Below are 24,211 nucleotides of genomic sequence, written 5' to 3'. Positions count from 1 at the left end.
AGCAAGTGAAGACAGCTGCTTCTTTGTTTATAGTGAAGTGAAGGATGAAATTTATTGGCATGGCCAGGTGAGATGACTTATTACGTTAACGGAGAACGATAGTTGAACACCTAAAGGACTGCCGCGTGGTAGTTCTTCGTTAACGGGCAGGATAGTTCGAATAACACCATTCTTTACCGTACATCTGAAACCAGTTATTCTAAAGTTATTACTTTGGAATTTGGACGGAGGCAGTACTTTGGTTGTGGATCGAAACGAGCTTAAAGTAGGGTCACTGAATTTATCTGTATTACATCTTCATCAAAAAGAAATTGGAGTTATTGTGAAAGAAGAACTGGGACACTTCTTACTTATTGATGCAACAGATTCTCCAGAAATGTTCTTGATGTCAAGCCTCTTTAAGCAAGTCAATGAAACTAACGATGTCCTTTATCTTCAACGGGAAGACCCTAATAATGCTGATCTTTTTATTTTCAACGGAGCTATTAACCCGTTGAGTAGGAAAGTAATTAAAGAAATAAAAATTGCCCTTAATCAATCAAAGGTGAAGAAGAATTTTGAATTAACAATGGTAAGCTCCCATGATGAGTCAGTCTGGGATAATTGGGAAAGCTGGAAGTACAAAAAACAGTTAAGAATTCACGCCGATAATCACTTAGCCACTTTAAACGCTTCAAAATTAGGTTTAGAGTTACTGACGAACTATTGTGCATATTTGGCTTCCTCATACATTGGTCATTCTCATTTTGATTGGTATTCAACATCAGACTCACCAGAGCTTATAATTCGAAACATAGCTCGGAATGATTAAACTAACGGGTACGTTAGTTGAGATCAATATGATAGCAGCCGGTTTGTTGAACTAAATGGCAGTTAGCGCAACTATCCAAGTATTGGAAGTGTAAAATGTGTAGTATGGTATTTCTGCGAAAGAGGGGGGGTTGAAGGTACCGCTCTTCGGGGAGATCGTTAAGGGAGGCCGCGATGAACGAGACAGCATTTGACGAACCATTATTTGCAAGCTTGAAGCCGGGCTTAACCTCGTTCTGTTACCGAATGCTTGGCTCCATGGACGATGCGGACGATGCCGTTCAGGAGACGAGTATTCGGGTCTGGCAGAGCTGGAGCACGTTCAGACAGGATTCCTCGTTCAAAACTTGGGTCTATCGGATTGCCTCCAACTTGTGCTTGGACAAGCTGAGACAATCCAAACGCCGCGCGCTTCCCGTTGACCTGTTCGACCCGGCCGTCGCCATCGTCGAGCCGCGCGACACACTGCCGGACTCTGCCTGGATCTGGCCGTCTCCCGACTTTGGGGGCAATCCGGAGGATCGGCTCGTCCGCAGAGATACCCTTCAACTGTGCTTCATCGCTCTCCTGCAGACCTTGCCTCCGCGGCAGCGCGCGGTACTCATTTTGAAGGATGTATTTGAATGGTCCTCCAAGCAGATCGCGGAAACGTTGGCGATGTAGCCGGCAGCGGTGAACAGCGCCTTGCAAAGAGCCCGAGAGACGATGGACCGGGCGCAGCTTCGCTCGGATGAGCTCAGCAGCATGGACGTTCAACCGGAGCAGCAGCTGCTGTCCCGGTATGTGGAGGCCTTCGAGCAATTCGATATTGCTGCGCTCGTCGCGTTGTTCCACGAGGAAGGCTGCATGTCGATGCCGCCCTTCGAGATGTGGATCCGCGGCAAGGAAGATTTGTCCGCCTTCTATTCGCTTACTCGCTGGCATTGCGAAGGTTCGCGATTTGTGCCCATTACGGTGAATGGCGGTTATCCGGCGTTGGCCCAGTATATGCCGGGCAAAGGGGGCTCTAGCCTGGTACCTTGGGGCATCCACGTCATCGAAATCAAAGAAAATCAAATCCTGCACGTTCAAAACTTCATTCATACGCCATTATTTTCCCGATTTGGGCTGCCTGAGCGAATTGACCAATGAATTTCGTCATTGGCTTACGTCTATATCATTGAGAAAAACCAAACGACGAATATCATGAGAGAGGTGTCTATTTAAATTGGAAACGAGTCAACCGACGAAACTAACCGTGCAAGCCGTCATTCAAGCCCCTGTCGAGAAGGTATGGCGCTATTGGACCGAGCCGGATCACATCACGGTGGAATCAAGCGTCCGAGGACTGGCACGCGCCGAGAGCCGAAAACGATCTGCGGGTGGGCGGCAAGTTTCTGACACGGATGGAAGCTAAGGATGGCAGCATGGGCTTTGATTTTGGCGGCTTCTACGATGTCGTGCATCGGCATGAGGCGATCGGCTACACCATGGAAGACGGAAGAAGAGTGGATATTGCTTTCGTCGATCAAGGGAATGAGACGAAGGTCATTGAAACGTTCGACGCGGAAAGCTCCAATCCCGTCGAGTTCCAGCAAGCAGGCTGGCAAGCGATCATGGACAAGTTCAAAGCCTATACCGAACAAAACTAATCATCGCGATGAAGACGCCGGGGAAGATGCCCGGCGTCTTTCTTTTTGAACCCTAGTACGAGCGTGCTCTCCGTTAGCCTTAACCTTGTGCCGCATCCATGTTCATGTAGTTAATGGCCCACAGATGGCCGTCCAAGTCCACGAAGCCCCAATGATACATGAATCCATGATCTTCAGGTTCAGCGTGCAATTTCCCGCCCAAGGAGACCGCGGTATTCACGATTTCATCGACCTTTTCCCGGCTCTCGAAGGCCAATGCGATCGTCATCTGCGCATACTTGCTCGTATCGACGGATTCCTTCTCCGTGAGCGTATTAAAGAATGCTTGATTGATCAGCATGACCTGCAGGTTGTCGCCGATCACGATGGCTACCGAATTCTCGTTCTCGGGGAATTGCGGGTTGAGCTCGAATCCGAGTCCGGTGAAGAACGCTTTCGATTGTTCTACGTTTTTTACAGGCAGGTTGAAGCTCGTGAATGCGGACGTTAATGCCATTTTCAAAACACCTCTTCGTCAAATTAGTTTGTGTTCATTTATGCCTTCGTTTATATAGACGACAGCCGATCCGGGAATTCATCGGTCTCATGGATTCGGAAGCGTAAAATTTGAAAAATAACTTGGTATTGAGTTCGGATACCCGCCATTCCCGTAGCGTGGTAATGCTGCGGGCAGAAGTGAGAATACGTATATGTATAGAAGTTCTTGTCGTTTTTGTATAGAAGTACTTGACGTCCGATGTCGGACGACAAGAACATCAATACAATGAAAGTCACATATACTGCGGCTTTTTTATTTATTGTATAGAAGTTCTTGTCGTTTGCGCAAGACAAGAACTTCTATACAAAGCCGTACCAGGACAAGAACTTCTATACAATCCCGGGAACCAAAAGTACACGAGTTATTAAGCTCCCTTGGTACGATATGATTTTCTCACGAATGCTCGCTTATTCGCAGGATTTCGCCCAGATGGTAAGGGGTGAAAAACAAGAAGGGGAACTCCGTGTTAGACTTCGGCAACATGAAGGCGCACGGGAATAAAGGGGGAATATTGACGCCCCATATACTTCCATTTACTGCATGCATTCTCCACACCGCCCTTGGAGGTTTTCACGGGATTTTTAGGGCTATGACCCGTTGCGTACTCCCATCGTACCGAGGCGCTTCTTTTTTTGCAAAGCTGATAATTAACATTCTACAGGAATGCTAACGGGCATATTACGCAAATGCATTAGAAAGGATCGGTGCACTAATTAGCGAATAAAATATTGAGGAATTAGCAAAGAACTATTTTTCGCCAAAGGGGATAATGTAATGCTTTCAACTACTATGGGAGATCTATCTGAATGGATTTGGAATGCTATTTATGAGACGGATGATGTTGAAACAACAATTACTGATGAAACAGTCAGACGGCTACTTAGTAATAACAATATTCAGATAGCAATCAAGCATCCAGAAGAAAAAGTAAGTGGTGCTGATATAGAATGGTGGATTGTATATGAGGATAAAGGAAAAGGAGATGCTATTGCACTTACTTTGCGAATACAGTCAAAAAAACTTATACATCGTCCCAGAAAGCCCTGGTATAAAGAATTAGATCACCTAATTGGGAAGGGCGGACCCTACCAATTAAATCAACTTATTGATCAATCTATTATCGCTGGTTTTATTCCAATGTATTTCTTTTATAACTTTTTAGAAAACAGTACACTAGATCCTAGGAAGAACGGTTTAAAATATTGCTTTGCGCATACAATTAAATCGAATTTGGTTACTAAGAAAGGATCTTCTCTTTCTTTCAAAAAGAACTACATAGATTTAAATAAACATACTGAATCTGGAGTGGAACTTGGTATTCAATTGACCACAAACCAAGATAGGATTATTGAAGACTTACTTAAGAATCCATCCATTACTGGAAAAAGTAAATCAGACTTTTACAAGAAAAAGAGTGACTTCCCAAAATATTTTGAGGAAATTTATTATCGATCAGGTACAATGGGTTTGGCTAAAGTTAAAGAAGTAAAAGAATGGTTACATTTCATGGGCAGCACGACTGTTCTCCCACCGCCCGCTCGTTATATTCTTGTGAGCTTTGTAAATGAGCCATTTGGAAATAATTAGACAATTATTTTTAGAGATGATTTAAGTGTCACGAATTAGTTTCTATAAATAAGAGAGAATTATATTCAATAGTTGATTTCTCCCTCAGAGAATAAGGTTTTTCTCACGAATACTCGCGAATTCGCAGGATTTCACATGCATGTTTAAATAGGAGTTTAAAGGATTACATAACATGGGTTAGGCGGTTCCGTTTGAGGGCATGCGGGAATAGAAGGCGTCGGTCTATTTACAACATCTTCCACAGAAAGTTTTGCTGCACATCTTTCTCCACAAGGTCCTTGGGATTCACTCTCCCAAATCTCAACGGGTCTAAGCCCTTACATTCCTTCGTCCTATCTAACCAAGGTGTGGAGTCCGATCAACGTTAACGGAACGGGTCTAAGCCCTAAAGCGTAAAAATCTCGGTACTCCGTGCTTTCTTTGTGAAATCCTGCGAACGAGCTAATCTACGTGTCTGGGTTGCGAATTTAGTTGTTAAGCTGCTAGTGGCGGTTGAGCTTTATCCGCGGAGAAAGTTTGTCCTTCTCGCGCCATGGCTACAAGCATTCGAGCCAATTTCCCAATCAACTTCATCATGGACTGCATTTTCGTCATTCGTTTTACTTCAATATTGTGTGCATGCACGGCTTGGAATGCACGATTGTGAGATAAGAGCCCCGGGCAGTTTACAGCTCGCCGCGCGCCGTCGTCCGGATCGCGAGCGGCGCGACGCGCCTGCAGCATGACTATTGATAGAAGAGACACGGCCGCTGCGCCACCGCGGGTGGAGCCAGGGAAGCAATGAACTGATCTGAAGCAGGTATTTTAGAAGACCTGACGCTTGTTAACGAATCCGAGCAGGGACATGAACTTATTTTTTGATGAAAGAAAAAACGTATCATATAATGTGGCACATCATATAAGAAAGCTTGATGAACAAGGCTTTAAGCCCTAATACATATTTATAAAAATGGGATATTGAGATGAAATAGCAGGCTGTCTTCTCACTCCTTTACCTCTGGTCTTGAGGAAAGGAGGAACCCGAAATGAAATTGTATTGTTCTTTTCCAAAGAGCGTTCATGTTGAAGTGCATGTGCGCAGCGCTCATTAGGTAAGGGGTCATTTTCGTGGCGGTTACTGGATTCCAGCGCATATCCGCTCAGGATCTGTAGTTTGTGATCATTGCTGCTCGTAGGATACCCAGCAAGTAAGAAAGGGTTCAGACCTTCAGTCTGGACCCTTTCATCATGTTGGGTGGCCACCGCAGTGAGAAGATCTGCTAAAAGCAAGGCGAACATTTAAAGAGATTACCGGTTTTTCTAGCTTTCTCAAGGTCTATAAATAAGAACACTATCTCTAAACTTTGTGCACTGGTCAGCCGTCAGTAACGTTCCAGCACTTGGATACATTATATTATCTGGATTTTTGTTATGGGCCCTATCTTCCTCAACACCGTTTGCAGGATCTGCTTTAATGAAATCAGGATCATCTTTGTTTCCATTTTTATTACTGTTGTTTAGTACATGCCCAATTTCATGAGAATATACTGAGGACTCCGCCTCTGTTGATAGAAGAATTACATATGGTAGTTTATTGGGTTCATTAGAAGGAATCGCTACGCCTTCAGTTTTTCCGTTTTGAAATTTTTTTCCATCTAAATATATAAAGATAATACTGGTTATTGGGAAGCCGTAGTCCGGTTGTTGTGAATCGAAGACTCGGTTCTCATTCGCTTTAATACCAGCATCATAGATTCTTTTTAAATCCTCGTAATCAGATAGAATGGTTTTACTTTTAGGATCGATTTGATCTGCATTTGTGGTTATTTTAGGTGTAGTTAATGGTTTATGACACATATCTTCAATTGAAATGTCATACGAACACTGATTCTTGAAGAGTTGATTGAAAAATGCTTTATCGGCATTGTATCGGTCAAGATTATAGATACTCTCAGCCATATAGGTTATAGTCCATAAATGTGGATGTTGAGGCCTAATGATATGGTGTGGTCTTCTATCGATGTGTGGATATCCAAATATATCGCGTAATAAACTAAGTTTCAAATTTATTCCTCCTGATTTATTGTGATATATTAATGGGGCTTTTAGTGCCGAACTAAGCATTGTTATTGAGACAAAAAGTTAATCACTAAAAACATCAATTACCATTTACATGCGATTTCAAACAGGATTTTAGAAAAACTTAAAATTTTTTTCTTTTTTTTATTTTTTTTAAGTACAGCGACATAAGAATCCCGAAAAAGAACCCTGAGAAATCAAGGTTCATTTTCATTTGTACAGATTTAATTGTCGTTTAATTTGCGACGTGATAATCCCGTATTACTGGATTGGCGACAAAAATAACATGGGAGGGATATGATTATTAAGCTCCCTTGGTACGATGTGTTTTTCTCACGAATGCTCGCTTATTCACAGGATTTCGCCCGGTTAGTAAGGGTTGAAAGACAAGAAGGGGAACTCCGTGTTAGACTTCGGCAACATGAAGGCGCACGGAATAAAGGGGGAATATTGACGCCCCATATACTTCCATTTACTGCACGCATTCTCCACACTGCCCTTGGAGGTTTTCACGGGATTTTTAGGGCTATGACCCGTTGCGTACTCCCATCGTACCGAGGCGCTTCTTTTTTTGCAAAGCTGATAATTAACGCTCTACAGGAATGCTAACGGGCAGGATTGCTTCATCAATTGTCGAATCCGTTGCCTGAATATTTCTATTAATGGGGGGCATGGTATAGAAATTAAGAACAATTAGCTGAAAAAGGTAAAACTTTTTGGAACACGTTTATTCAAAGAAGAACTAACAGATCGACTCTGCGAATTTGCAGGCCGTATTCACCCCGAAATCCGAGAAGCTTAGCCAAAGCGTCTTAAAGGGATAGGATTCGCCTGTCATATAAAGGCTGACTTCGATTTGTTCCATCAAAAGTATCACCTCCTTGTTGTTCTCGCTGGCGAACGGGCGACTAGACGATATCGACCTTTCCGATCATTTCTTCCTCGATCCCGAAGACGTCGACGGTCACTTCTTCGCCGGTCGCGTTGTACAATATAATCTCCCAAGCTCCGGGATCGGAGGAGGCAATTCCGATTTTCTTGTTTGCCAAATACACTTGGACATAATCCATGTCACCGGGCACGTGCTTGACTCGACAGCTCCACACGACTTGGCGGATTCGTCTCTTGTAACCGGCAGGATCGACGCTAGGCTTTACGAGGATCGGCTTGGAAACTTCGAGCGGCTTCAATCGAAAAGGATTAAGTTGAGCGGGGACTTTGTGAAGTTTTCTACGCCAAAATTCATGTTTTGCCATTACGGCTTCGCCTCCTATAACCACGTCGTGACATCGATATTCCCGACGAGTTCTTCCTCCAGGGTAAAGACATCAATAGAGATATCCTGATTCGAATTGTTGTGTAGCATAATTTGCCATTGCCCCGTCGTTAAGTCCCGCTTCTTCATGCCGAGAAGCACGAGGGCGTCCGGTTTATCCACGATCCAGAATAGAGTCCCGCACAGGTGCCCGCGCCGCAAAATCCGGTGAAGCTAAGCAAGTTCCAAACCTCGAATATTTTGACCCTGATTCCTTTCAACTGCTTAGTTTCATGTTGCAATTCCCGAAATAATGTTCAATTTAAATAGCCCTCCTAGTCTCTTTATGAGATTGAGGAAGGCTATTTCTTATTTGCAATTAGAATCTTCTTGCTCCTGCTGAGCCAAGGGATTGTTCTGCCATTTGAATTAAAGCTCTAGTGATGTTTCCACCAATAGTACCTGCATCACGTGTAGTCATATTCCCATTGTAACCATCTGGAGACCATTGAATTCCAAATTGTTGTGCTACCTCATATTTCATTTGGTCAAGAGCTGCTTGTGCTTGTGGAACGACTAAACTTGCTACAGGCCGGAGCGAAAATTTATGCCTTACAGGACCTTCATTCAAAGCTTTATATCTTTGACGGGCAATCCGTCATAACTGGTTCCGCTAACTTTACATTCAAAGGATTTTATAAAAATCATGAATTTGGCATGTATATGGAGCAGGAGCCGGCATTTTCAGAGGAGTGTTTAGATTACTTCTTCGGATTATTGGACCGAATTCAGCAATCTGGTGATTGGCTCGTTTCCCAGAAGATGATCGATCGAGAGAAGGCGAAAATTAATGAATCTCTCCCTGGACGAAAAGGGAAGAAGAAGGATTCGACCCTTGTTGAATACAATAACTTCAAGTGGGGAGCAAAACTTGAGGATATATCCCACTCCGCAGAACTTGGACTACCGGCTGCCACGGATGCGAACTCCGATTTCATCGAGACTTCCTTGAAGGAAGATGCCGACAAAGATGAGCGGCGAAATACCGGCATATGGTTCAAGTTCGAGGGGAATGGCGATGACCGCGTACCGAACAACCGCATCTACCTCGAGCGGAAGCGTGACCTGTATGAACATATGGACCGAACCTTTTTCAGACGAAGGCCATCAGGAATTAAAGAAGGTCAATTGGTATTTATAGCCGTCGTTAGCTACGATTTGCAGGGACAAGGGACTCCGATAATCATTGGTTACGCCGAAACGAAGGGGTTTAATCCGGGCAATGTGGTCGGTCCGGAGGATCGCTTCTACAGAGAAACCGCCGGCCGTTACCCTTATTATGTGGAGTTGCACAATGGACGTTACCTGCACGCCCCTATCAAATTCGGAGTATCGTTAACTGAGCTTTGTCGTGACTTGGGAGCGGACCTATATCCAAACCGCAAGCAGCATCCAGTAGAAATCTTATCGACGCATCATCAAAAGTCGCATATCCAGATTACCGAAAAGGCGCGGGATTATCTGATCGATAAATTGGAAGCTCAATTCAAAAAGTACGGTGTGGCATGTGAAGCGGGGTAGGGGACAAAAGGGAATTCACCCGCTTCCCCTTGATGTGACGTATGTGAGGAGGCCGGAAAGCCTCCGTATCATCTCTTCTCAATGCGGTTTCGGTAATTTACTACGAAGTGGAAAATTGCATTTGCTATTATCGAAATAAAAATATCCATAAACATATGAGTTCACCTCCTGTACTCTCGTTGTAAATTTTCAATTCTCCACAGATCTGTAACTGCGGCCAAAAGTTTCATATCGTATCCGCGTTGGAATGGCGTTCTTGCAACCCGTCTTAAAGTGAGTTTAGAACAAGTGGAGGATTTTATAACGCATAGTTGAAAGAATAAATCCCGTTTCCTATCACATCGCAACTGAGAAGAAACGGGTACAATTAAATGAAAAATTTAGGAGGTAACAATGATTCCTGAAGATGTAAAAAAGCAGTTAGATGCTGAATCATTACGACTCAACTTACCAACCTATCTTTCGCTGTTCAGACCGTTCTTTAGAACTGAAGACGAAGCTGAGCAATTCATCCTTGTTTGTGAGCAACAGGATGTTGTCACAAAACGAACGATGCACCAGTTGGTTCGCGGGATCACTATGGCCGACAATGCTTATAGACTGGACGAAAACACTAATCTTAACGGCATCCAGGTTCAGTATTGGATTATGACGATCGAAGCCCTTTATAAGACGACCAATCAAAAGGCCATTACGGAAAAGTTTAAGATCATACGAGATTTCTTTTCGAATTATTTATTGCCTGAAGAAAAAGAGACACTTATAACGCAGATCCAGACGATGGACGGACAAGCCCTTAACATCGATGATGTTGCTGATATCTTCAATGGCGTTTGTAATATGGTTGCTCATGAGGGGATCTATTGGATGTGTCGGTTTCGGGATGGGGAGTACACCGGCTATGTACTAAAACCTGATTTTAGGGAAGCATTTAAGAACTCTACATATTTCATTGGAGATGACCCACAGCTGTTAGAGGATAAAATGGATGGGTATTGGCTTCATCTATCCGGAAATGAAATAAGGGATATCATCGTAATCTAATCCAATTAAATGGTTATGGCGGGATTGGGATAAGGCATATGAGCTGCAAAATTCGTCCGTTCTCCAATGGATATCAAATTATGGGGGAGCAGTAGAGGAGGACACATGGATTTTTCTCCCACAACAAACCAACTTAGAATTGATGTGTCGTATAAAGCCGCAGCAAATACGACGCTTTTCCATTCAAGACAATATGATAGGAGGAGGTAATGCCAGATTAACTATAGAACAGAACAAAGCAATATTGGACGATAACAAAGATATATTTAAGTCAATCGATCGACACTTACGTAAGACGATTCTACATAAACATACCCATTGCATTAAACAATTTAGGGATCTCCGAAATACTGGTCAGGTAGAATTCCCCAGGATTTGTCCATATGCTTATGCTTATGTTTTTTGGAGACAATCTATTTTAAAGAATTCCAATTTCTATCGTGAAAATAGTAGGGCAGACGATATAGAAATTGACGATATAAAGACATTAAATGGAACACATTTACTCTTTTCCACAAAACTGATTGGAGACGAGCTCAAATATCTGTACGAACAATACTTTGAGATTAATAAGCTAAAAGAGAGGAATTTCCAATTACTGCGATGGGTATTAAAAAATTCACAGCAGATTTTTGTTTTAAATTCTTTGATGAATGGTTACTGATTGCAGGTGATAGGAGTAATTCTAAAACTGTTCCCAGATGGACCAATATCTATCCAATGAAGCAAGTCAGCATTTCAAAATTTATTTTCAAGCTGAAGATGCCAACCAAAGATTATATTGAGGTTGCGTATTACACAGAACAAATTAATAAGCGGATTACAGAATACAAATGTCCGAATTATTCGCAGCGCGAAGAGTGATAAGCATTTATGTATAGAAGTTCTTGTCGTTTTTGTATAGAAGTTCTTGTCGTCCGACAAGCATGATTGTGACACAAGGAATACCATCCGAGCTTGTTCCCAATGAACTTCTTCACAAAACTCGTATTTTGTACAAATGTCTATAAATCGTTTTAATCCCTTGCCGCCACCATTTTTTGCTTGTCGGATGACAAGGACATATATCGTTAAAGGACAAGAACATATATCGTTACCCCCGATCGCGCGTTACCCGGATTGAAAAATAGATCTCAGATTTATATTCATGACACTCGACATCATTCATTCGGGAACAATTATCTTTGCGTCATCAATAATAAACGCGCTGCCATCATTGGCAGCGCGTTTATAAGATCGTTTTTAAAATAACAGTTTAGATACATATCGCTCGACATAAATTTCGAATTATTTATTTTCTTGACTTGGGTTGTCAAATACATCCATTGCAACTATTAAACTATTAGTGGAATATACGATCTCATATCATTTTTTCTTCTCTTATATGTTTTTCGTTTACTTGCTCTGCATGGCAAGCCAATCCATCAGAGATACTTCCTTACCCTCCACCACGACCGGCTTCCCGTCATAATCCAGGTGACAGTCATCGTTCAGGGCATATATCCAGGAGAAATGCCCTATATAGTTAAACGGCTCTCCCTTTTCATCCGCAAACAAGCCATGGATGTCCACAACCTTTTCAAAGAACGAAAAATGCACATTCTTCGCACCGGCCTTAATCAAGCGCTTATAAGTCGGTATTACCGTTTCCTCCGGCTTCACAATCAAATCATCCTTGGAATGGGTAAACCAAATCGGCACATGTTTAATCGTCTCGATATCCGCATCACTGATGACCTCATTAAACAACGCTTCGCAAACCGGATAAGCAGCAGCGAAGAAATCCGGATAGTCCAGCACCATACGCATGGTCATAAATCCCCCATTGGAGCAGCCGCCGATATAGATCCGGTTAGTGTCGATTGCCGCATCATTCCTGGCAATGAACTCATCAATCAGAGCCTTCAATGTCACCCCATACTTGGACTTACCTGTCCTGCCGTACTGTCCGCTGCCGTCGTTCATCCAAAAAGTCGGTGTCTGCGGTACTAAAATGTAAGCTCCGCCAAATTTGGCTTGGATTGCATCGCTGGCCAGGTTCACCACCTTGTTGCTCGTATAAGCGATAGTCGGATCCTGTCCGCCCTCTCCAGCTCCGTGCAACCAGATAATGAGTGGCCGCTTGCCGTTTCCAGTCTGCGGCACGAAGTAGCCATACTTTAGCGCCTCCTCTTCATAGGAGGAAATGCCGTGTAGGAACTTTTCCGCCTGTTTCATGGTATTGCCTGCACACAGGTCAAATACCAATCCCGTCAGCTTCTCTTCATCCGCCGGAATTTCTGCAATCTGGGTAATCTGGTAATCGCTGATGATAAACTCGTTGAAGTCGTTCGGACAGGCAATTGCAGCGGATAAAGAATCGAGCGGTCCATACTTCATTTCCAGAGTTACGAATTCCCCTTCCTCTTTCCGTACGCCATGGTGGCAGGAAGGATAAGCGGCTTTCACCACGCAGTAGCCCTTGCTTAACTCCTTATCCGTCTTCTCTAACCAGTTTCTCGAAATTTTCAGGATCTCACCCTTCTTGTCCTTCCGCACCACATATACACTAAAGCATTCCGGCTTCACCGCTTCCGCCTTCACGTTCACCGGCATGGGAAGCACCAGTTTGGTAACGTAAGGACCATGATCCGTTATCTCGATAATTCCGTAATAACTTCTTCCCATAGCAAAATCCACCTTTTTCTCAGATTGAAATGTATGACTCCCGCCAGAAATTGTCCGAAATCGATCTAATAGGCGACCTGGATTAGATAACCTTACTGCCGTATCACCCCCTTGTTTTCATTCTACCGGAAATATATGGAGGTTCACATCCAATATTTCGACCTTTATTTTCGTTTTTACGATCAGTTGATGTAACAATAAAGCTGTATCGCCCCCATGCCGAACATCGGGCCGACCACCGCGCTATCAAAAAGACTAACTTGCCCTTCGTTCCCCCTATTTTTTTAATGAATAGATGCAGCGTAAGTAGCATCAAATAAAATCCGGTAAACAACTTACAAGAGTCGTGATCGTGGAAGATAAAACGGGAGTAAAAATGTCCGTAACTACTTAAAATATGACCATTTCGTAACCAATCAGCTTTTGTTGGTGTGCTAATTAAGAACTCCTCTCAATGGAGGGGAACAATACATGTTCTTTTCCCAAATCGGCAAACGATATATGTTCTTGTATAGACTTTTGACAAGAACATATATCGTTAAAAATAAAAAAAGCCGCAATTAACGCGACTTCTTAAGTGTATATGTTCTTGTCACCCGACACTTGGAGTCTCATTCTCGGGACCGGCTTCGCATCTCTACATTAAAATGCAGGATGATTGGACTTATACCTTCAAATAATTTCATAAGTTTTCTATTACTATTTCATTAGTTTTATTAATAGGAATCCCGTAGTTTTTGCTCAAGGGAAATTATATAGGAAAAAAAGCCTCAACCTCAAAAGTAAAGGACGACAAAAAATACACGCTTAAATGCCGCAAACCGCAAACTTGCGGTTTTTTGTATTCTTACGATATATGTCCTGTGCATATGTTCGGATCTTCTGGAGCATAACCAGGGAGAGATCCGAAGCAATTCAAGAAAAACAAAAATCGGCTCTTTCACAAACATGCGAACAGTGGCTGATTTTTTGCTTGAAATCTGGAAGAGGAAATCGCCGCTCAAAATTAAATTTGAACAAATAAAAGGATTGAATTCTATTGTGCGGTCAATATAATTGGGCCATCCGCAGTAATGGCGACCGTATGCTCGTACTGTGCGGAAAGCGAGCCGTCAGCGGTTCTGGCGGTCCATCCGTCGGCATCAATCGTCATTAACGCTTTTCCGGCATTTAGCATCGGCTCGATCGTAAAAACCATCCCTTCCTTCAAGCGGAACCCTTTGCCCGGATTCCCGACGTGGGTATAACTAGGTTCCTCGTGCATCTCCCTTCCTACGCCATGACCGAGCAGATCGCGCACCACCGAGAATCCGTTTCGCTCGGCATGGGTTTGAACCGCGTGCATCACATCGCCGATCCGGTTTCCGACGACAGCTTTTTCGATACCAAGATATAAGCATTCCTTCGTTACCCGCATCAGATTACGGGCTTCTTCCGACACCTCGCCGACCGCATAACACCAAGCTGAATCGCCGATCCAGCCATCCGCATCCGCGACGATGTCGATTTTCACGATGTCGCCTTCCTTGAGCGGCTTCCGGCTCGGAAAACCATGCGCAATGACGTCGTTGACAGACGCACATGTCGCAAACGGATAGCCGTTGTAGCCTATCGTATAAGCCTTGGCGCCATTCTCCTTCAGGAACCGCACCGCGAACGACTCGATATCGAGCGTCGTGACATCCGGCCGGATCATACCTGCGATTGCTTGATGAAAAGCAGAGACAATTCGGCCGGCTTTTCTCATTTCTTCAATTTCTGCTCTCGATTTCAGGATGACCATCCATTCATCTCTCCTTTGACTGTATGCCTGAAAAAATCATATCGACGATCCCTTCCACATCTATCTCGTTCCGCATATTGTGGTGGATGTTCAATGCTGTGCAGCCAACAAGCGAGCCAAATATCAGATTAGCTGTTTTCACCGGTGATTTGGAACCGATTCCTTCACGAATCATTTCCACAAACGGCAAATAGATCCGTTCCTGAAAATCGGCAAACAACTTGATGAACCGGTTTCCCGGGAAGTGATGAAAATTATCCGCAATCGTTTTAAGCAAAATAAATACGGAAGGATCCTGTATGCACTTCCGCAGGAGCAGCTTGGAGAACGACTCAGCTTTAAGCAAACTGCCGCCGTCCCCCGTCAAAGCGGGCAGTACTGCCGACTCCGTTCGATTCAGGGCATCCCACAGTAAATCTTCCAAAAGCATGTGCTTATTTTTGTAGTAATGATACACGGTTCCGTAGCCGAGCTCTGCCTTGACCGCAACATCGCGTATTTCCAATTGAATGCCCTTCTCCAAGTATACTTCCGCAGCCGCTTGCATAATTTGGTTCATCCGTATCTCCCGGATCGCATCATTCTGTTCTTTGGTACGTGGTGACATGGCTCCTCCTTTTTTTGACCTGCAGAAATGTCAATTTAAAATTAATATACATCATTTGGAAGTAAGGATCAAGTACTTCGATTCGCCTGTTTTTTCGGATAAAGCTTTATCCAGCAAAGGCAAAGAGTCGGGAAAAAACGCGAGACAATTTATGTCTCACTTTTCAAGTTTAAGCAGAGGTACAGAAAATTCATCGCAATACCTATTCACTCTAAATGAAAGTCTGGATTGATTATGTTCAATGCTAAGCGGAAAATAGTCATTGGACTCAGTTTCTCCGAACCGAATAACCGTGAGGGTTTCTGGGAGATGTTTTTCCGAGAGTGCCTGAGTGAGTAACGGTTTATCACCATTGATAATAATTGCTCCATTAAGAATTAAACCTTCAAGTAACTCTAATTTGGCAAGGCATCGAACCTGTTCTGGTTAATCCTCATCTCGTCAAAAAGAACAAGGAAAACCGGGATAATACACCGTCTAAAAGTGACCATAAAGATGCACTTATCATTGCAGACATGGTCAAAAACGGGTACTACTCCCCTGTTCGATTTCATCCCGCAAGTATCTGGCTTGGCAATCAGTTACTATCTCGCGGGAATGAGATAAAGTTCTTGTCATTCAAATTTTACAACAACTTTATCCCATAACAAAAAGCCGCGATTGACGCGGCCATTAATGAGGCCATGTTCCTGTCACCTGACAAATGTTTTTTATCCTCTCTTTTTATACGCCCTCATTGCGAACATATAAGCCACTATCATAATTCCGACGCACCACGCAAGCGCGATCCAGATGTCATTCTCGAGCGGCTGACCCGACAGCAATGCGCGAATGGATTCTACGATCGAGGTCACCGGCTGATTTTCGGCAAAGACGCGAACGACGGTCGGCATCGACTCGGTTGGCACAAATGCCGAACTGATAAATGGCAGAAAGATAAGGGGGTAGGAAAAGGCGCTCGCACCATCGACCGTTTTTGCGGACAGTCCGGCTATCGCTGCGACCCATGTTAAGGCTAACGTAAACAGAGCGAGTATACCAGCTACGGCAAGCCATGGCAGCACTCCCGCGGACGAACGAAAACCCATGATCAACGCTACGAGAATGATGACGACCACCGATATAGCGTTGGATACAAGCGAAGTCAGTACATGCCCCCAAAGCAAGGCGGAACGTGAAATCGGCATGGTGTGAAAACGCTCGAATATGCCCCGCTGTACATCGGTAAACAAACGGAAAGCCGTGTAGGAAATTCCGCTGGCAATAGCCATAAGGAGTATTCCCGGCAACAGGTAATTCACATAGTTATCCGTTCCGGTTTGAATGGCGCCCCCGAACACATAGACGAACAACAGCATCATCGCGATCGGCGTGATGGTGACTGTGATGATGGTATCCATGCTGCGGAAAATGTGACGCATGGAACGTCCAAGCATAACGCTAATATCGATGAAGAAATGCTTCTTTGTCGCTTCCATCTACTTTCCCTCCTTTTTACCGACAATTGCGAGGAAGATCTCCTCTAACGACGGTTGTTTCTCGACATACTCCACCTTGGTGGACGGGAACAGCTTTTTTAACTCCGGGAGCGTGCCGCTGGCGATAATCCTGCCTTCGTGCAGAATGGCAATCCGGTCGGCAAGCTGCTCAGCCTCATCCAAATACTGTGTGGTGAGAAGTACGGTCGTCCCGCCGTCGGCAAGCTCCTTGACAATTTTCCATACCTCGATCCGAGCCTCCGGGTCAAGCCCGGTGGTTGGTTCGTCGAGGAAAATGATCTGCGGTTTTCCCACTAGGCTTAAGGCGATATCGAGTCTGCGGCGCATCCCCCCTGAGTAAGTAGACACTCTGCGATCTGCTGCGTCAGTCAGGCCGAAGCGTTTTAACATGTCGTCCGCAACCTGGCGCGGGTTTTTGAGGTATCTCAGCTTGGCAATCATGATCAGATTTTCCCGGCCGGTCAAAATTTCATCCACGGCTGCAAATTGTCCGGTCAGACTGATCGCCTGCCGTACATGATCGGGTTTTGACGCGACATCGAATCCGTTGATGACGGCGGTTCCGCCATCCGGTTTGAGCAGCGTTGTGAGGATTTTGACAACCGTTGTCTTCCCTGCCCCGTTAGAGCCGAGGAGAGCGAAAATACTGCCCTTTTCCACCTCGAAATCTACGCCCTTCAGCACTTGGAGCTGCTTGTAGGATTTTTGCAGCCCTTTTACTTGAATAGACTTGGTTTGCACGGTTTGCATCGGATTCCCTCCCTTAAATTAAATGACTGTAACTTTCGACAAGTCGGCATCCATTCCTTTGAGCAGCGCAAAGGTCAGTTTATCCATCGTTGCGCCGTCAAAGCAGATGGTTTTGATCATACGATAGTACTTATTAGTGAGAGTAAACCCAGGCTGGAAAGAAACATTTTTAAATGTAGCGCCCTTGAACGAAACCTCGGTTAATGCCGCTTTCTCAAACTTAACGCCGATAAACGTCTGTCCGTCAAAACACTGCCCGGTCAGATCGGTGTACTTGAAGTCAACCCCATCAAATAAACAACGTTCAAAAGTCGTTTTTCTAAGATCAGTCATCGTTAACGTCACGTCGGTCAGTCTTACTCCTGTGAATTTGGCCCCGTCAAGCCCCGACTTGCTGAAATTGGTTCGTACAAGGATCGTCTTATTGAAGCTTGCATTTGTCAGGTCAAGCGCGTATAGGCTGCAGTCCGTCAGATTCGCGCCGTCAAATTTGGCTTCGCGTACGTCGCTGCCCTTAAACGAACTGCCGGTCAAATCTGCGCCCGAAAAGTCGGAACCGTGCAACGCGCTGCCTTTAAACTGTCCTTTATGGGCCGTAACACCTGCAAAGTCACTTTTCGCCAGGTTGCTTCCATTAAAGTTTGTCAGTACTTGCCGTTCCAGCGAGCGGGAGAGGTTGGCGACCTCCAGAATCGTTTGCTCGATGTCGCCGATACTCTCAATCGTCATCTTAAACGCTGTTTCATCGTCCCTGCCCTCAGCTCTGAGTTCACGGTATCGCTCCTGCAAATCGGAAAGCAGGTCAGCCTTTAATTCGGTGACGCTTTTTACCCCGTCGTATGGTGTAAAAACGCTGTTCAGATAATCCGTCAATTTTGGATTCGTCATCTCAAATCTCTCCTTATAATAAGTTTTCTAACACGCGTTTTGCATACCCCCAATTGCTTTTGTTGCGGGCGTATGTTTCCTTGCCCTTTTCGGTAATCCTAAAATATTTGCGACGTCCGCCCTGTGATTCATCGCCCCAATACCACTCGATGTCGCCGTCTGCTTCAAGCCGCCGGAAGCTGGAGTACATCGTCGCTTCCTTTAGTTCATATTCGCCGTCCGAACGCTCGGCAATCAGCTTGACAATCTCGTAACCGTAACGATCAGCTTCGGACAAGAGCCGTAAAATCATCGTATCCGTATGTCCTCGCAGCAGGTCGGATGTGATCTTGTTCTCACTCATTAAATCACCTCCATAACTGCATGATAAGACATATTACTATGACTGTCAAGGTAATGTTTTTATTATAATACTCTGTCTCAAATATTTCGTGCATCCATAACAAAAAAACCGCGCAGAGCGCGGTTTCCTATGAAGTATTCTTAATATGCCAACGCCATGAATTAACTTTCCTGCCCTTTGTTATTGTTTTGAACTCCCGTTATCCGTTAGTTGAATGAATTTCTGAATTAATCACTGAAATTTTTAAACAGAAACTCCAACTCTTTAACATCATAAAAGTCTCCATTGCTGATAAATTTTTCAACCTCTACTGTACCATCTTCCAAAAATTCTATCTCCCACCGTTGACCAGGAACAGCTACCTCAACCATAATAGCTTCATTTCGGATTTTGCTAAGTTTATAAAATATATTATTTTCCTCTAATTTGTTAAGAAAAGTAATTAACTCTCTTAGACCAGCCACATCTTCACCCCACAGTAATTATTGTTACAAATTATGTTATAGATCCTTATGGCATTATCTTGCCCGTTACTTCAACGATCATGAGCAGGTCGCCGCGGCGCCTGCTCATGTCATAACTCTTCACTATCGTAACCAGTTAACATTGAATTTGGGAATATCGTATTTATCTACTTAATTTTTTGGCTATGTTTAACTTCGTTGTTGAAGTATGTGTACCCGTTGCCCGTGTCCGTTAGAAAATGACTTACTCTGGCGTACTTGGGCGTGGACATATTCGGACTGCAAAATTGGATGAAGCGGTTGGTGGTCATATATCTGACTCAAACGGGTTATGCACTGATTCGTGGAGGGCATTCAGTTCCTATGCGAATTCAAAAGGCTTGGCTCATTACCGATTCAAGTCCGACGGAAAACAACGTGTGAAGGCGTGTACCATATCCAAAACGTAAACAGCTACCACAGCCGCTAAAAAAAATGGATGGACCGCTTTAATGGTGTTGCAACCAAATATTTGCAAGATTATTTGGCTTGGTTTCGTTATATAGACAGCAAGAAATATGAGAATACCTCATCGAATAAGAAAAATATGTTGGTCAAATCGTGTTTGTTTACTGTGACCGACACGAATACCAAACTTCGGCTCTCTGCTTATTCTTGTTAAGCTAATGGGCCATTTTAAAGTAAGAGCATTTCTTTGTAATGAGGAATGCTTTTTATATTTGTCAAAATTAAATGGATATTCAAACAACAATAATAGTATAATAAAAAACAATATAAATTTATTGTAGAACGATAAACCATATGCTAAAATTATGTTGTCATTAAATAAGTGGAGGAGGTGTATTAAATGAATGTTAAACGAGGTTCAACCACTTTCTTAAAGGTAATTATTTTTCTGGCTGGAATTGCAGTGCTTACTTTGTGTATATTTTTAGTGCCCCATATGGCGAATTTCGCAGCAAAATTGTATCCAAATATGGCCCTAATTAAATATCTCGTTTTCATCGTGATGTATGGAGCGGCTGTGCCTTTTTATTTTGCTCTCTATCAGGCTTTCAATCTTTTACGGTACATTGACGAGAACACAGCGTTCTCGGAATTATCTGTAAAGGCGTTAAAGAACATAAAGTGCTGTGCGATTACAATCAGTGGTTTGTATGTATTAGGTTTGCCACTCTTTCGTTTTATAGCGAAGAAAGTTGACCCACCTATTGTATTAATGGGGCTCATCATCATTTTTGCTTCGTTGGTTATCGCCGTTTTTGCTGCTATCCTCCAACGGCTTCTACAAGTAGCGATTAACATAAAATCAGAAAATGATTTGACGGTCTGAGGTGGAGGATATGACAATTATCATTAATATTGATGTGATGTTAGCCAAACGAAAAATGAGCGTAACGGAGCTTTCGGAGAGAGTTGGAATTACTATGGCGAATCTCTCCATTCTGAAAAATGGGAAAGCAAAAGCGGTTCGTTTTTCAACATTAGAAGCGATATGTAAGACTTTGGATTGTCAGCCAGGTGATATTTTGGAGTACAAAAGCGACGAAGACACTCAATAAAACAGACAACTAATTTATTTAACTCCCTCAGTCGATAGCTCAATGAACCGCCTTTTCACCAAGGCGGTTTTCTTATGGTCAAATATCAACATTAGAATTTAACATAGCCGATTTCTTAAATCCACAAAACTCAAACAATGCGTATAAAATTTCTAAGCTATGTAAGGGTGAAGCAGCTCCTTCTTCTTGTTCCAGAATATCCAGTGCTATCCACGCATCACGGTGGGTTTTATTAAAAAAGCCGTTTTCTAAGCCAAAACAACCTTTTCCGACTGCATAACCGAATGCGATACATCTATTACGTTTTATGTTTGTAGGGTTGCCTGCTGACATCTTCCATGCCCATAACTTAGAGAGTTCGACTATATAATTACAATCATCATAAAACCAGTCATAGTCCCATGTAAAAAAGTCGTTTAGACTTAAATCTTTAAGAAGGTCTCGAACTACAAAGGCATGACTCGAGCCGTTTGTTAGGTCATATCCCATTCTATCCCGAATTGTAGGTAAATGTAGTACTGGTGGTTGTACAAACATCGGGTCGGAATTCCAAAAGTCGTAATCACACTTTAAAGAATTATCTGGAAGTAAAAGAACTTGTTTTATCACTTCACTTTCTCTCACTGAAGGAAATTCTGTAATTTCCCTTATGGGCTTATTTCTTATTTCTTATTACATCTTGGTATGCATCCCAATAGCCACTTTCATCATCTATTATAAGTTTCTTGAAATGCGGTTTGATTTCAAAAAACAATTTTACAACTTGCTCATGGATTTCAGTAGGTGCATAACCAGTCTTTGTGCAACCTGAAAACTTCAATTTATCGTTAAAAACAAATGATAACGATTCACATTCAGGGTGAGGAATTACAATTATATTATTTTTTTCTATCGCCACAATCTTCCAATTGTTTTCATTTGAGTACAATTCTACCCGGCGGAGTATGCTTCTTACGCTTTCAGATGATGATGCAGTACCTTCGTAATGAATTGATAAGCCCATTTAAAGACCTCCCGAGTATCCACATTTCAATAAATTCGACTATTTTCACCGCCAAATATTACATAAATTTGGACGCAAAAAATAAATGAATGTTGCGCTAACATGCCCGTTAGTTAAGCGAAGGCTGCCGATCCAATTGGTGTCAGCAGCCTTCCCTGATGTTTATTGAGCTATATTCTCCCGTTAGTTGAACTCTTTCTCTCTCAGTAGCACGGTTCTCCGCTCTGTTGAAACGCCAGCTCTTCATTTGCTGCCATTAACGCTCAAAGATACGCAGATTGCATAGAATCAATTTTTTGTTTGATATAAGCAATTGCCTCAACTGGCCCGAGTATCTTTACATCTCTCCCTAACTGCCAGATCAAGTCTACATAGAAATTCATATCCTCTGACGCTATCTGTACGGACGCCATTCCGCTGCCATCTACGTTGCGCTGTATAAATGGAGCGAATCGGGGATTGGATTCCAACTGCCACACGCCTTTTTTCGTCAACTCCAGTCGGAGCGTCGATTGCTCCAGAAGGTCTTTTATAGGCTTATTCATTAAGGTCATCTGATTTACATCTTCCCGGAAAGGGAACTCCGTTGAGTAACGCTGAGAGGATCCGGTCAGCCCTAAACTGCCTAATTTCTTCTCGAAGGAAGCAATACGCGGGGCAATACCAATAGCCTGAGCTCGCATAAAGGCCAATAGGCTGAATATTCCGCTCCAATACGCCGCTTCTGGATTTGTACTCGATTGTGACTACGCTGCGAATCATAATGGCCTGCAGCAGGATTTGAAGAATCTCTGGAGACATCAATCGATACGGACTCCAGAGCATAACTCTGTTCTTTAAGCGATCTATCTGCTCTTTTACATCGGCAGGCAAGTAATGATAAAACTTATGAAGAGCGGAATCGGCCCCTTCGCCAAAAGGCAAGGAACTGAAATAGTCCAAGGACTGGCACGCGAAAAATATAGCGATAGCTTCGCCTTCAGTGAAGCTGATCGGCGGGAGTAACCGCTGATTCAGCAGCTTATACCCTCCCCCTCTTCCCTGAATGGAATAGATGGGAATACCGAGTTCACTCAGTTCCTGTAGATCCCGCATAATCGTTCGGCTGGACATGCCGAATTCATCGGCCAACTCTTGAACGGTAAATGACTTTTTGGCGTTGATCCTCATCATCATTTGGATTAGGCGCTGTGACTTATGCAATGATAACCCTCTCCCGATGTTTTTATTTCATTTTATCATAAAAATAAGACATAAACTGTCATGTTTAAGTGGTATCATCATCTCGAAAGCAATCCAAGCCAACGAGGGGGGAAAGCAATATGCAAGAGCATACGCATGAAAAGATAGGCTTCGTATTTCTTAATGGAGCAGGATTGGAAAGCCGGATTTGGAGCAAAGTTGTGGAAGGGTTTGATCATCCTTATTTACTTGTCGAGTCTCCTCTTAGGAAAGGTTCTTTTGAATTGAGGAAAGAACTTACTTTGGTGGATTATGTTACCCATATGAAAAAACAGGTAGATGAGTGGGGGGTTCGGAAATTCGTTATCGTGGCGCATTCGCTTGGGGGTATTTTTGCTCTCAAACTTGCATCCAAATTGACCGATCGATTGGCAGGATTTGTCGCTATAGGGGCAGCAATTCCGAGGAATGGTGGTTCATTTTTATCCGTCCTGCCATTTCCTAAAAGGATTCTGCTGTCTGCTATCATGCGAAAAATGGGCACCCATCCCCCTGAGTCCGCAATCCGCGCGGGATTATGTAACGACCTCACACCGGATCAAGCAGTGGAGATCGTACGAGGATTCATTCCCGAAGCCACACGAGTATATACAGACAGGATCGATGTATCCGTTCCGATAGTACCGAAGCTATACGTGAAGCTAACCAATGATAAGGAGTTCAAACCATCCTTACAAAATAAAATGATCTCAAACTTTTCCCCCCAATTAGTCCGAGGTTTGGATACCGGACATTTACCGATGCTTAGCGATCCCGATGGGTTGAGGTCTATATTGGAAGATTTCTTTGCAAATGCGGAGGGCTGAATCAACTTCCCCCCTATTAGTATTTAATTATGCTGCCATTAGCTTAATAAAAAAGTTGGAGCAGCTACAACGGCAAACTGCTCCTATTGTTGC

27 protein-coding genes and 3 pseudogenes are annotated in these 24,211 nt (G+C 43.5%); 13 read left to right on the top strand and 17 right to left on the bottom strand.

Translation table 11 applies throughout. The annotated features are described in order from the left end of the window. Positions 1–238: 238 nt before the first annotated feature. The 4 genes and pseudogenes from AC0YNZ_RS29620 to AC0YNZ_RS29605 all read left to right on the top strand — a co-directional run bounded on the left by AC0YNZ_RS29620 (position 239) and on the right by AC0YNZ_RS29605 (position 2,441). Entirely contained in the window at positions 239–811 is a 573-nt protein-coding gene (locus AC0YNZ_RS29620) for a hypothetical protein (RefSeq protein WP_475829974.1), read from the top strand. 173 nt (positions 812–984) lie between these two features. Next, positions 985–1,473 (top strand): sigma-70 family RNA polymerase sigma factor, encoded by a 489-nt coding sequence (locus tag AC0YNZ_RS29615; RefSeq protein WP_475829973.1) that lies wholly within the window; start codon positions 985–987, stop codon positions 1,471–1,473. Between the two features lie 21 nt (positions 1,474–1,494). Continuing rightward, positions 1,495–1,941 (top strand): nuclear transport factor 2 family protein, encoded by a 447-nt coding sequence (locus tag AC0YNZ_RS29610; protein ID WP_475829972.1) that lies wholly within the window; start codon positions 1,495–1,497, stop codon positions 1,939–1,941. 76 nt (positions 1,942–2,017) lie between these two features. After that, positions 2,018–2,441, top strand: a pseudogene (locus AC0YNZ_RS29605) (SRPBCC family protein). A gap of 79 nt (positions 2,442–2,520) precedes the next feature. On the opposite strand, the gene AC0YNZ_RS29600 reads toward AC0YNZ_RS29605, so the two are convergent. After that, positions 2,521–2,937 (bottom strand): VOC family protein, encoded by a 417-nt coding sequence (locus AC0YNZ_RS29600; protein ID WP_007729208.1) that lies wholly within the window; start codon positions 2,935–2,937, stop codon positions 2,521–2,523. A gap of 816 nt (positions 2,938–3,753) precedes the next feature. Between AC0YNZ_RS29600 and AC0YNZ_RS29595 the strand changes: the two genes are divergently transcribed. Continuing rightward, positions 3,754–4,566 carry a DUF6615 family protein gene (locus AC0YNZ_RS29595; protein ID WP_475829971.1) on the top strand — a complete coding sequence of 271 codons (813 nt, stop codon included), beginning with the start codon at positions 3,754–3,756 and terminating at the stop codon, positions 4,564–4,566. Positions 4,567–5,874: 1,308 nt separating this feature from the next. Here the strand turns inward: AC0YNZ_RS29595 and AC0YNZ_RS29590 are convergent. The 4 genes from AC0YNZ_RS29590 to AC0YNZ_RS29575 all read right to left on the bottom strand — a co-directional run bounded on the left by AC0YNZ_RS29590 (position 5,875) and on the right by AC0YNZ_RS29575 (position 8,423). After that, positions 5,875–6,609 (bottom strand): hypothetical protein, encoded by a 735-nt coding sequence (locus AC0YNZ_RS29590; protein ID WP_475829970.1) that lies wholly within the window; start codon positions 6,607–6,609, stop codon positions 5,875–5,877. 757 nt (positions 6,610–7,366) lie between these two features. Continuing rightward, a complete protein-coding gene (locus AC0YNZ_RS29585) occupies positions 7,367–7,489 on the bottom strand; it encodes a hypothetical protein (RefSeq protein ID WP_475829969.1) in 123 nt (40 codons plus the stop codon). Positions 7,490–7,532: 43 nt separating this feature from the next. Beyond that, entirely contained in the window at positions 7,533–7,880 is a 348-nt protein-coding gene (locus AC0YNZ_RS29580; RefSeq protein WP_475829968.1) for a hypothetical protein, read from the bottom strand. A 378-nt stretch (positions 7,881–8,258) separates the two neighbouring features. Next, positions 8,259–8,423, bottom strand: a complete 165-nt coding sequence (locus tag AC0YNZ_RS29575) for an alpha/beta-type small acid-soluble spore protein (RefSeq protein WP_475829967.1) — start codon at positions 8,421–8,423, stop codon at positions 8,259–8,261. 23 nt (positions 8,424–8,446) lie between these two features. On the opposite strand from AC0YNZ_RS29575, the gene AC0YNZ_RS29570 reads away from it, so the two are divergent. From AC0YNZ_RS29570 to AC0YNZ_RS29560, 3 genes are all read left to right on the top strand, one after another. Continuing rightward, positions 8,447–9,460, top strand: a complete 1,014-nt coding sequence (locus AC0YNZ_RS29570) for a phospholipase D family protein (protein WP_475829966.1) — start codon at positions 8,447–8,449, stop codon at positions 9,458–9,460. A 393-nt stretch (positions 9,461–9,853) separates the two neighbouring features. After that, complete coding sequence (locus AC0YNZ_RS29565; RefSeq protein ID WP_475829965.1) at positions 9,854–10,504, top strand: hypothetical protein; 651 nt, start codon at positions 9,854–9,856, stop codon at positions 10,502–10,504. A 603-nt stretch (positions 10,505–11,107) separates the two neighbouring features. Then, entirely contained in the window at positions 11,108–11,368 is a 261-nt protein-coding gene (locus tag AC0YNZ_RS29560) for a hypothetical protein (protein ID WP_475829964.1), read from the top strand. Positions 11,369–11,899: 531 nt separating this feature from the next. On the opposite strand, the gene AC0YNZ_RS29555 is transcribed toward AC0YNZ_RS29560, so the two are convergent. The 3 genes from AC0YNZ_RS29555 to AC0YNZ_RS29545 all read right to left on the bottom strand — a co-directional run bounded on the left by AC0YNZ_RS29555 (position 11,900) and on the right by AC0YNZ_RS29545 (position 15,561). Continuing rightward, positions 11,900–13,171: a prolyl oligopeptidase family serine peptidase gene (locus tag AC0YNZ_RS29555; protein WP_475829963.1), complete on the bottom strand. Its 1,272-nt coding sequence runs from the start codon at positions 13,169–13,171 to the stop codon at positions 11,900–11,902. A gap of 1,036 nt (positions 13,172–14,207) precedes the next feature. Further along, on the bottom strand, positions 14,208–14,954 hold the full coding sequence (gene map, locus AC0YNZ_RS29550; RefSeq protein ID WP_475829962.1) for a type I methionyl aminopeptidase: 747 nt from the start codon (positions 14,952–14,954) through the stop codon (positions 14,208–14,210). Between the two features lie 4 nt (positions 14,955–14,958). Continuing rightward, positions 14,959–15,561, bottom strand: a complete 603-nt coding sequence (locus AC0YNZ_RS29545) for a TetR/AcrR family transcriptional regulator (protein ID WP_475829961.1) — start codon at positions 15,559–15,561, stop codon at positions 14,959–14,961. Positions 15,562–15,962: 401 nt separating this feature from the next. Between AC0YNZ_RS29545 and AC0YNZ_RS29540 the strand changes: the two are divergent. After that, positions 15,963–16,109 (top strand): annotated as a pseudogene (locus AC0YNZ_RS29540) (IS110 family RNA-guided transposase); the annotation flags it as partial. A gap of 162 nt (positions 16,110–16,271) precedes the next feature. On the opposite strand, the gene AC0YNZ_RS29535 reads toward AC0YNZ_RS29540, so the two are convergent. From AC0YNZ_RS29535 to AC0YNZ_RS29515, 5 genes are all read right to left on the bottom strand, one after another. After that, positions 16,272–17,039 (bottom strand): ABC transporter permease, encoded by a 768-nt coding sequence (locus AC0YNZ_RS29535; protein WP_475829960.1) that lies wholly within the window; start codon positions 17,037–17,039, stop codon positions 16,272–16,274. After that, positions 17,040–17,810 (bottom strand): ABC transporter ATP-binding protein, encoded by a 771-nt coding sequence (locus tag AC0YNZ_RS29530; protein ID WP_475829959.1) that lies wholly within the window; start codon positions 17,808–17,810, stop codon positions 17,040–17,042. Between the two features lie 18 nt (positions 17,811–17,828). Then, positions 17,829–18,698 (bottom strand): pentapeptide repeat-containing protein, encoded by an 870-nt coding sequence (locus AC0YNZ_RS29525; protein WP_475829958.1) that lies wholly within the window; start codon positions 18,696–18,698, stop codon positions 17,829–17,831. Positions 18,699–18,711: 13 nt separating this feature from the next. Continuing rightward, complete coding sequence (locus AC0YNZ_RS29520; protein ID WP_475829957.1) at positions 18,712–19,041, bottom strand: PadR family transcriptional regulator; 330 nt, start codon at positions 19,039–19,041, stop codon at positions 18,712–18,714. A 227-nt stretch (positions 19,042–19,268) separates the two neighbouring features. Then, positions 19,269–19,505, bottom strand: coding sequence for a hypothetical protein (locus AC0YNZ_RS29515; protein WP_475829956.1), 237 nt, complete (start codon positions 19,503–19,505; stop codon positions 19,269–19,271). 203 nt (positions 19,506–19,708) lie between these two features. Here AC0YNZ_RS29515 and AC0YNZ_RS29510 point away from each other — a divergent pair. From AC0YNZ_RS29510 to AC0YNZ_RS29500, 3 genes and pseudogenes are all read left to right on the top strand, one after another. Beyond that, positions 19,709–20,122: pseudogene (locus tag AC0YNZ_RS29510) on the top strand (IS1595 family transposase); the annotation flags it as partial. A 230-nt stretch (positions 20,123–20,352) separates the two neighbouring features. Beyond that, the gene (locus tag AC0YNZ_RS29505; protein ID WP_475829955.1) at positions 20,353–20,838 is read left to right on the top strand and encodes a DUF2975 domain-containing protein; all 486 of its coding nucleotides are present in this window, start codon (positions 20,353–20,355) and stop codon (positions 20,836–20,838) included. 10 nt (positions 20,839–20,848) lie between these two features. Further along, positions 20,849–21,067: a helix-turn-helix domain-containing protein gene (locus tag AC0YNZ_RS29500; RefSeq protein ID WP_091175162.1), complete on the top strand. Its 219-nt coding sequence runs from the start codon at positions 20,849–20,851 to the stop codon at positions 21,065–21,067. Positions 21,068–21,145: 78 nt separating this feature from the next. On the opposite strand, the gene AC0YNZ_RS29495 is transcribed toward AC0YNZ_RS29500, so the two are convergent. From AC0YNZ_RS29495 to AC0YNZ_RS29480, 4 genes are all read right to left on the bottom strand, one after another. Then, positions 21,146–21,676, bottom strand: a complete 531-nt coding sequence (locus AC0YNZ_RS29495) for a hypothetical protein (RefSeq protein WP_475829954.1) — start codon at positions 21,674–21,676, stop codon at positions 21,146–21,148. Positions 21,677–21,722: 46 nt separating this feature from the next. Beyond that, the gene (locus tag AC0YNZ_RS29490) at positions 21,723–22,070 is read right to left on the bottom strand and encodes a hypothetical protein (protein ID WP_475829953.1); all 348 of its coding nucleotides are present in this window, start codon (positions 22,068–22,070) and stop codon (positions 21,723–21,725) included. A gap of 263 nt (positions 22,071–22,333) precedes the next feature. Then, positions 22,334–22,624, bottom strand: coding sequence for a WYL domain-containing protein (locus AC0YNZ_RS29485; protein ID WP_475829952.1), 291 nt, complete (start codon positions 22,622–22,624; stop codon positions 22,334–22,336). Next, positions 22,608–23,273, bottom strand: coding sequence for a helix-turn-helix transcriptional regulator (locus AC0YNZ_RS29480; protein WP_475829951.1), 666 nt, complete (start codon positions 23,271–23,273; stop codon positions 22,608–22,610). The genes AC0YNZ_RS29485 and AC0YNZ_RS29480 overlap by 17 nt, the downstream gene beginning before the upstream one ends. Before the next feature lie 119 nt (positions 23,274–23,392). Here AC0YNZ_RS29480 and AC0YNZ_RS29475 point away from each other — a divergent pair, with 119 nt between their 5' ends. Further along, the gene (locus AC0YNZ_RS29475; RefSeq protein ID WP_475829950.1) at positions 23,393–24,118 is read left to right on the top strand and encodes an alpha/beta fold hydrolase; all 726 of its coding nucleotides are present in this window, start codon (positions 23,393–23,395) and stop codon (positions 24,116–24,118) included. Positions 24,119–24,211 lie beyond the last annotated feature (93 nt).

This window comes from Paenibacillus sp. J2L1-98 (assembly GCF_056269405.1).
Note: the sequence above shows the minus strand (reverse complement) of the source record. Positions and strands in the feature narration are given on the sequence as shown.

What these genes read in the sequence shown, in the direction of transcription:
- AC0YNZ_RS29615 (WP_475829973.1), top strand. Translation starts at nt 985, where the DNA reads ATGAACGAGACAGCATTTGACGAACCATTATTTGCAAGCTTGAAGCCG.
- AC0YNZ_RS29600 (WP_007729208.1), bottom strand. Translation starts at nt 2,937, where the DNA reads ATGGCATTAACGTCCGCATTCACGAGCTTCAACCTGCCTGTAAAAAAC.
- AC0YNZ_RS29595 (WP_475829971.1), top strand. Translation starts at nt 3,754, where the DNA reads ATGCTTTCAACTACTATGGGAGATCTATCTGAATGGATTTGGAATGCT.
- AC0YNZ_RS29585 (WP_475829969.1), bottom strand. Translation starts at nt 7,489, where the DNA reads ATGGAACAAATCGAAGTCAGCCTTTATATGACAGGCGAATCCTATCCC.
- AC0YNZ_RS29580 (WP_475829968.1), bottom strand. Translation starts at nt 7,880, where the DNA reads ATGGCAAAACATGAATTTTGGCGTAGAAAACTTCACAAAGTCCCCGCT.
- AC0YNZ_RS29575 (WP_475829967.1), bottom strand. Translation starts at nt 8,423, where the DNA reads ATGAAATATGAGGTAGCACAACAATTTGGAATTCAATGGTCTCCAGAT.
- AC0YNZ_RS29565 (WP_475829965.1), top strand. Translation starts at nt 9,854, where the DNA reads ATGATTCCTGAAGATGTAAAAAAGCAGTTAGATGCTGAATCATTACGA.
- AC0YNZ_RS29560 (WP_475829964.1), top strand. Translation starts at nt 11,108, where the DNA reads ATGGGTATTAAAAAATTCACAGCAGATTTTTGTTTTAAATTCTTTGAT.
- AC0YNZ_RS29555 (WP_475829963.1), bottom strand. Translation starts at nt 13,171, where the DNA reads ATGGGAAGAAGTTATTACGGAATTATCGAGATAACGGATCATGGTCCT.
- map (WP_475829962.1), bottom strand. Translation starts at nt 14,954, where the DNA reads ATGGTCATCCTGAAATCGAGAGCAGAAATTGAAGAAATGAGAAAAGCC.
- AC0YNZ_RS29545 (WP_475829961.1), bottom strand. Translation starts at nt 15,561, where the DNA reads ATGTCACCACGTACCAAAGAACAGAATGATGCGATCCGGGAGATACGG.
- AC0YNZ_RS29535 (WP_475829960.1), bottom strand. Translation starts at nt 17,039, where the DNA reads ATGGAAGCGACAAAGAAGCATTTCTTCATCGATATTAGCGTTATGCTT.
- AC0YNZ_RS29530 (WP_475829959.1), bottom strand. Translation starts at nt 17,810, where the DNA reads ATGCAAACCGTGCAAACCAAGTCTATTCAAGTAAAAGGGCTGCAAAAA.
- AC0YNZ_RS29525 (WP_475829958.1), bottom strand. Translation starts at nt 18,698, where the DNA reads ATGACGAATCCAAAATTGACGGATTATCTGAACAGCGTTTTTACACCA.
- AC0YNZ_RS29520 (WP_475829957.1), bottom strand. Translation starts at nt 19,041, where the DNA reads ATGAGTGAGAACAAGATCACATCCGACCTGCTGCGAGGACATACGGAT.
- AC0YNZ_RS29505 (WP_475829955.1), top strand. Translation starts at nt 20,353, where the DNA reads ATGAATGTTAAACGAGGTTCAACCACTTTCTTAAAGGTAATTATTTTT.
- AC0YNZ_RS29500 (WP_091175162.1), top strand. Translation starts at nt 20,849, where the DNA reads ATGACAATTATCATTAATATTGATGTGATGTTAGCCAAACGAAAAATG.
- AC0YNZ_RS29490 (WP_475829953.1), bottom strand. Translation starts at nt 22,070, where the DNA reads ATGGGCTTATCAATTCATTACGAAGGTACTGCATCATCATCTGAAAGC.
- AC0YNZ_RS29485 (WP_475829952.1), bottom strand. Translation starts at nt 22,624, where the DNA reads ATGACCTTAATGAATAAGCCTATAAAAGACCTTCTGGAGCAATCGACG.
- AC0YNZ_RS29475 (WP_475829950.1), top strand. Translation starts at nt 23,393, where the DNA reads ATGCAAGAGCATACGCATGAAAAGATAGGCTTCGTATTTCTTAATGGA.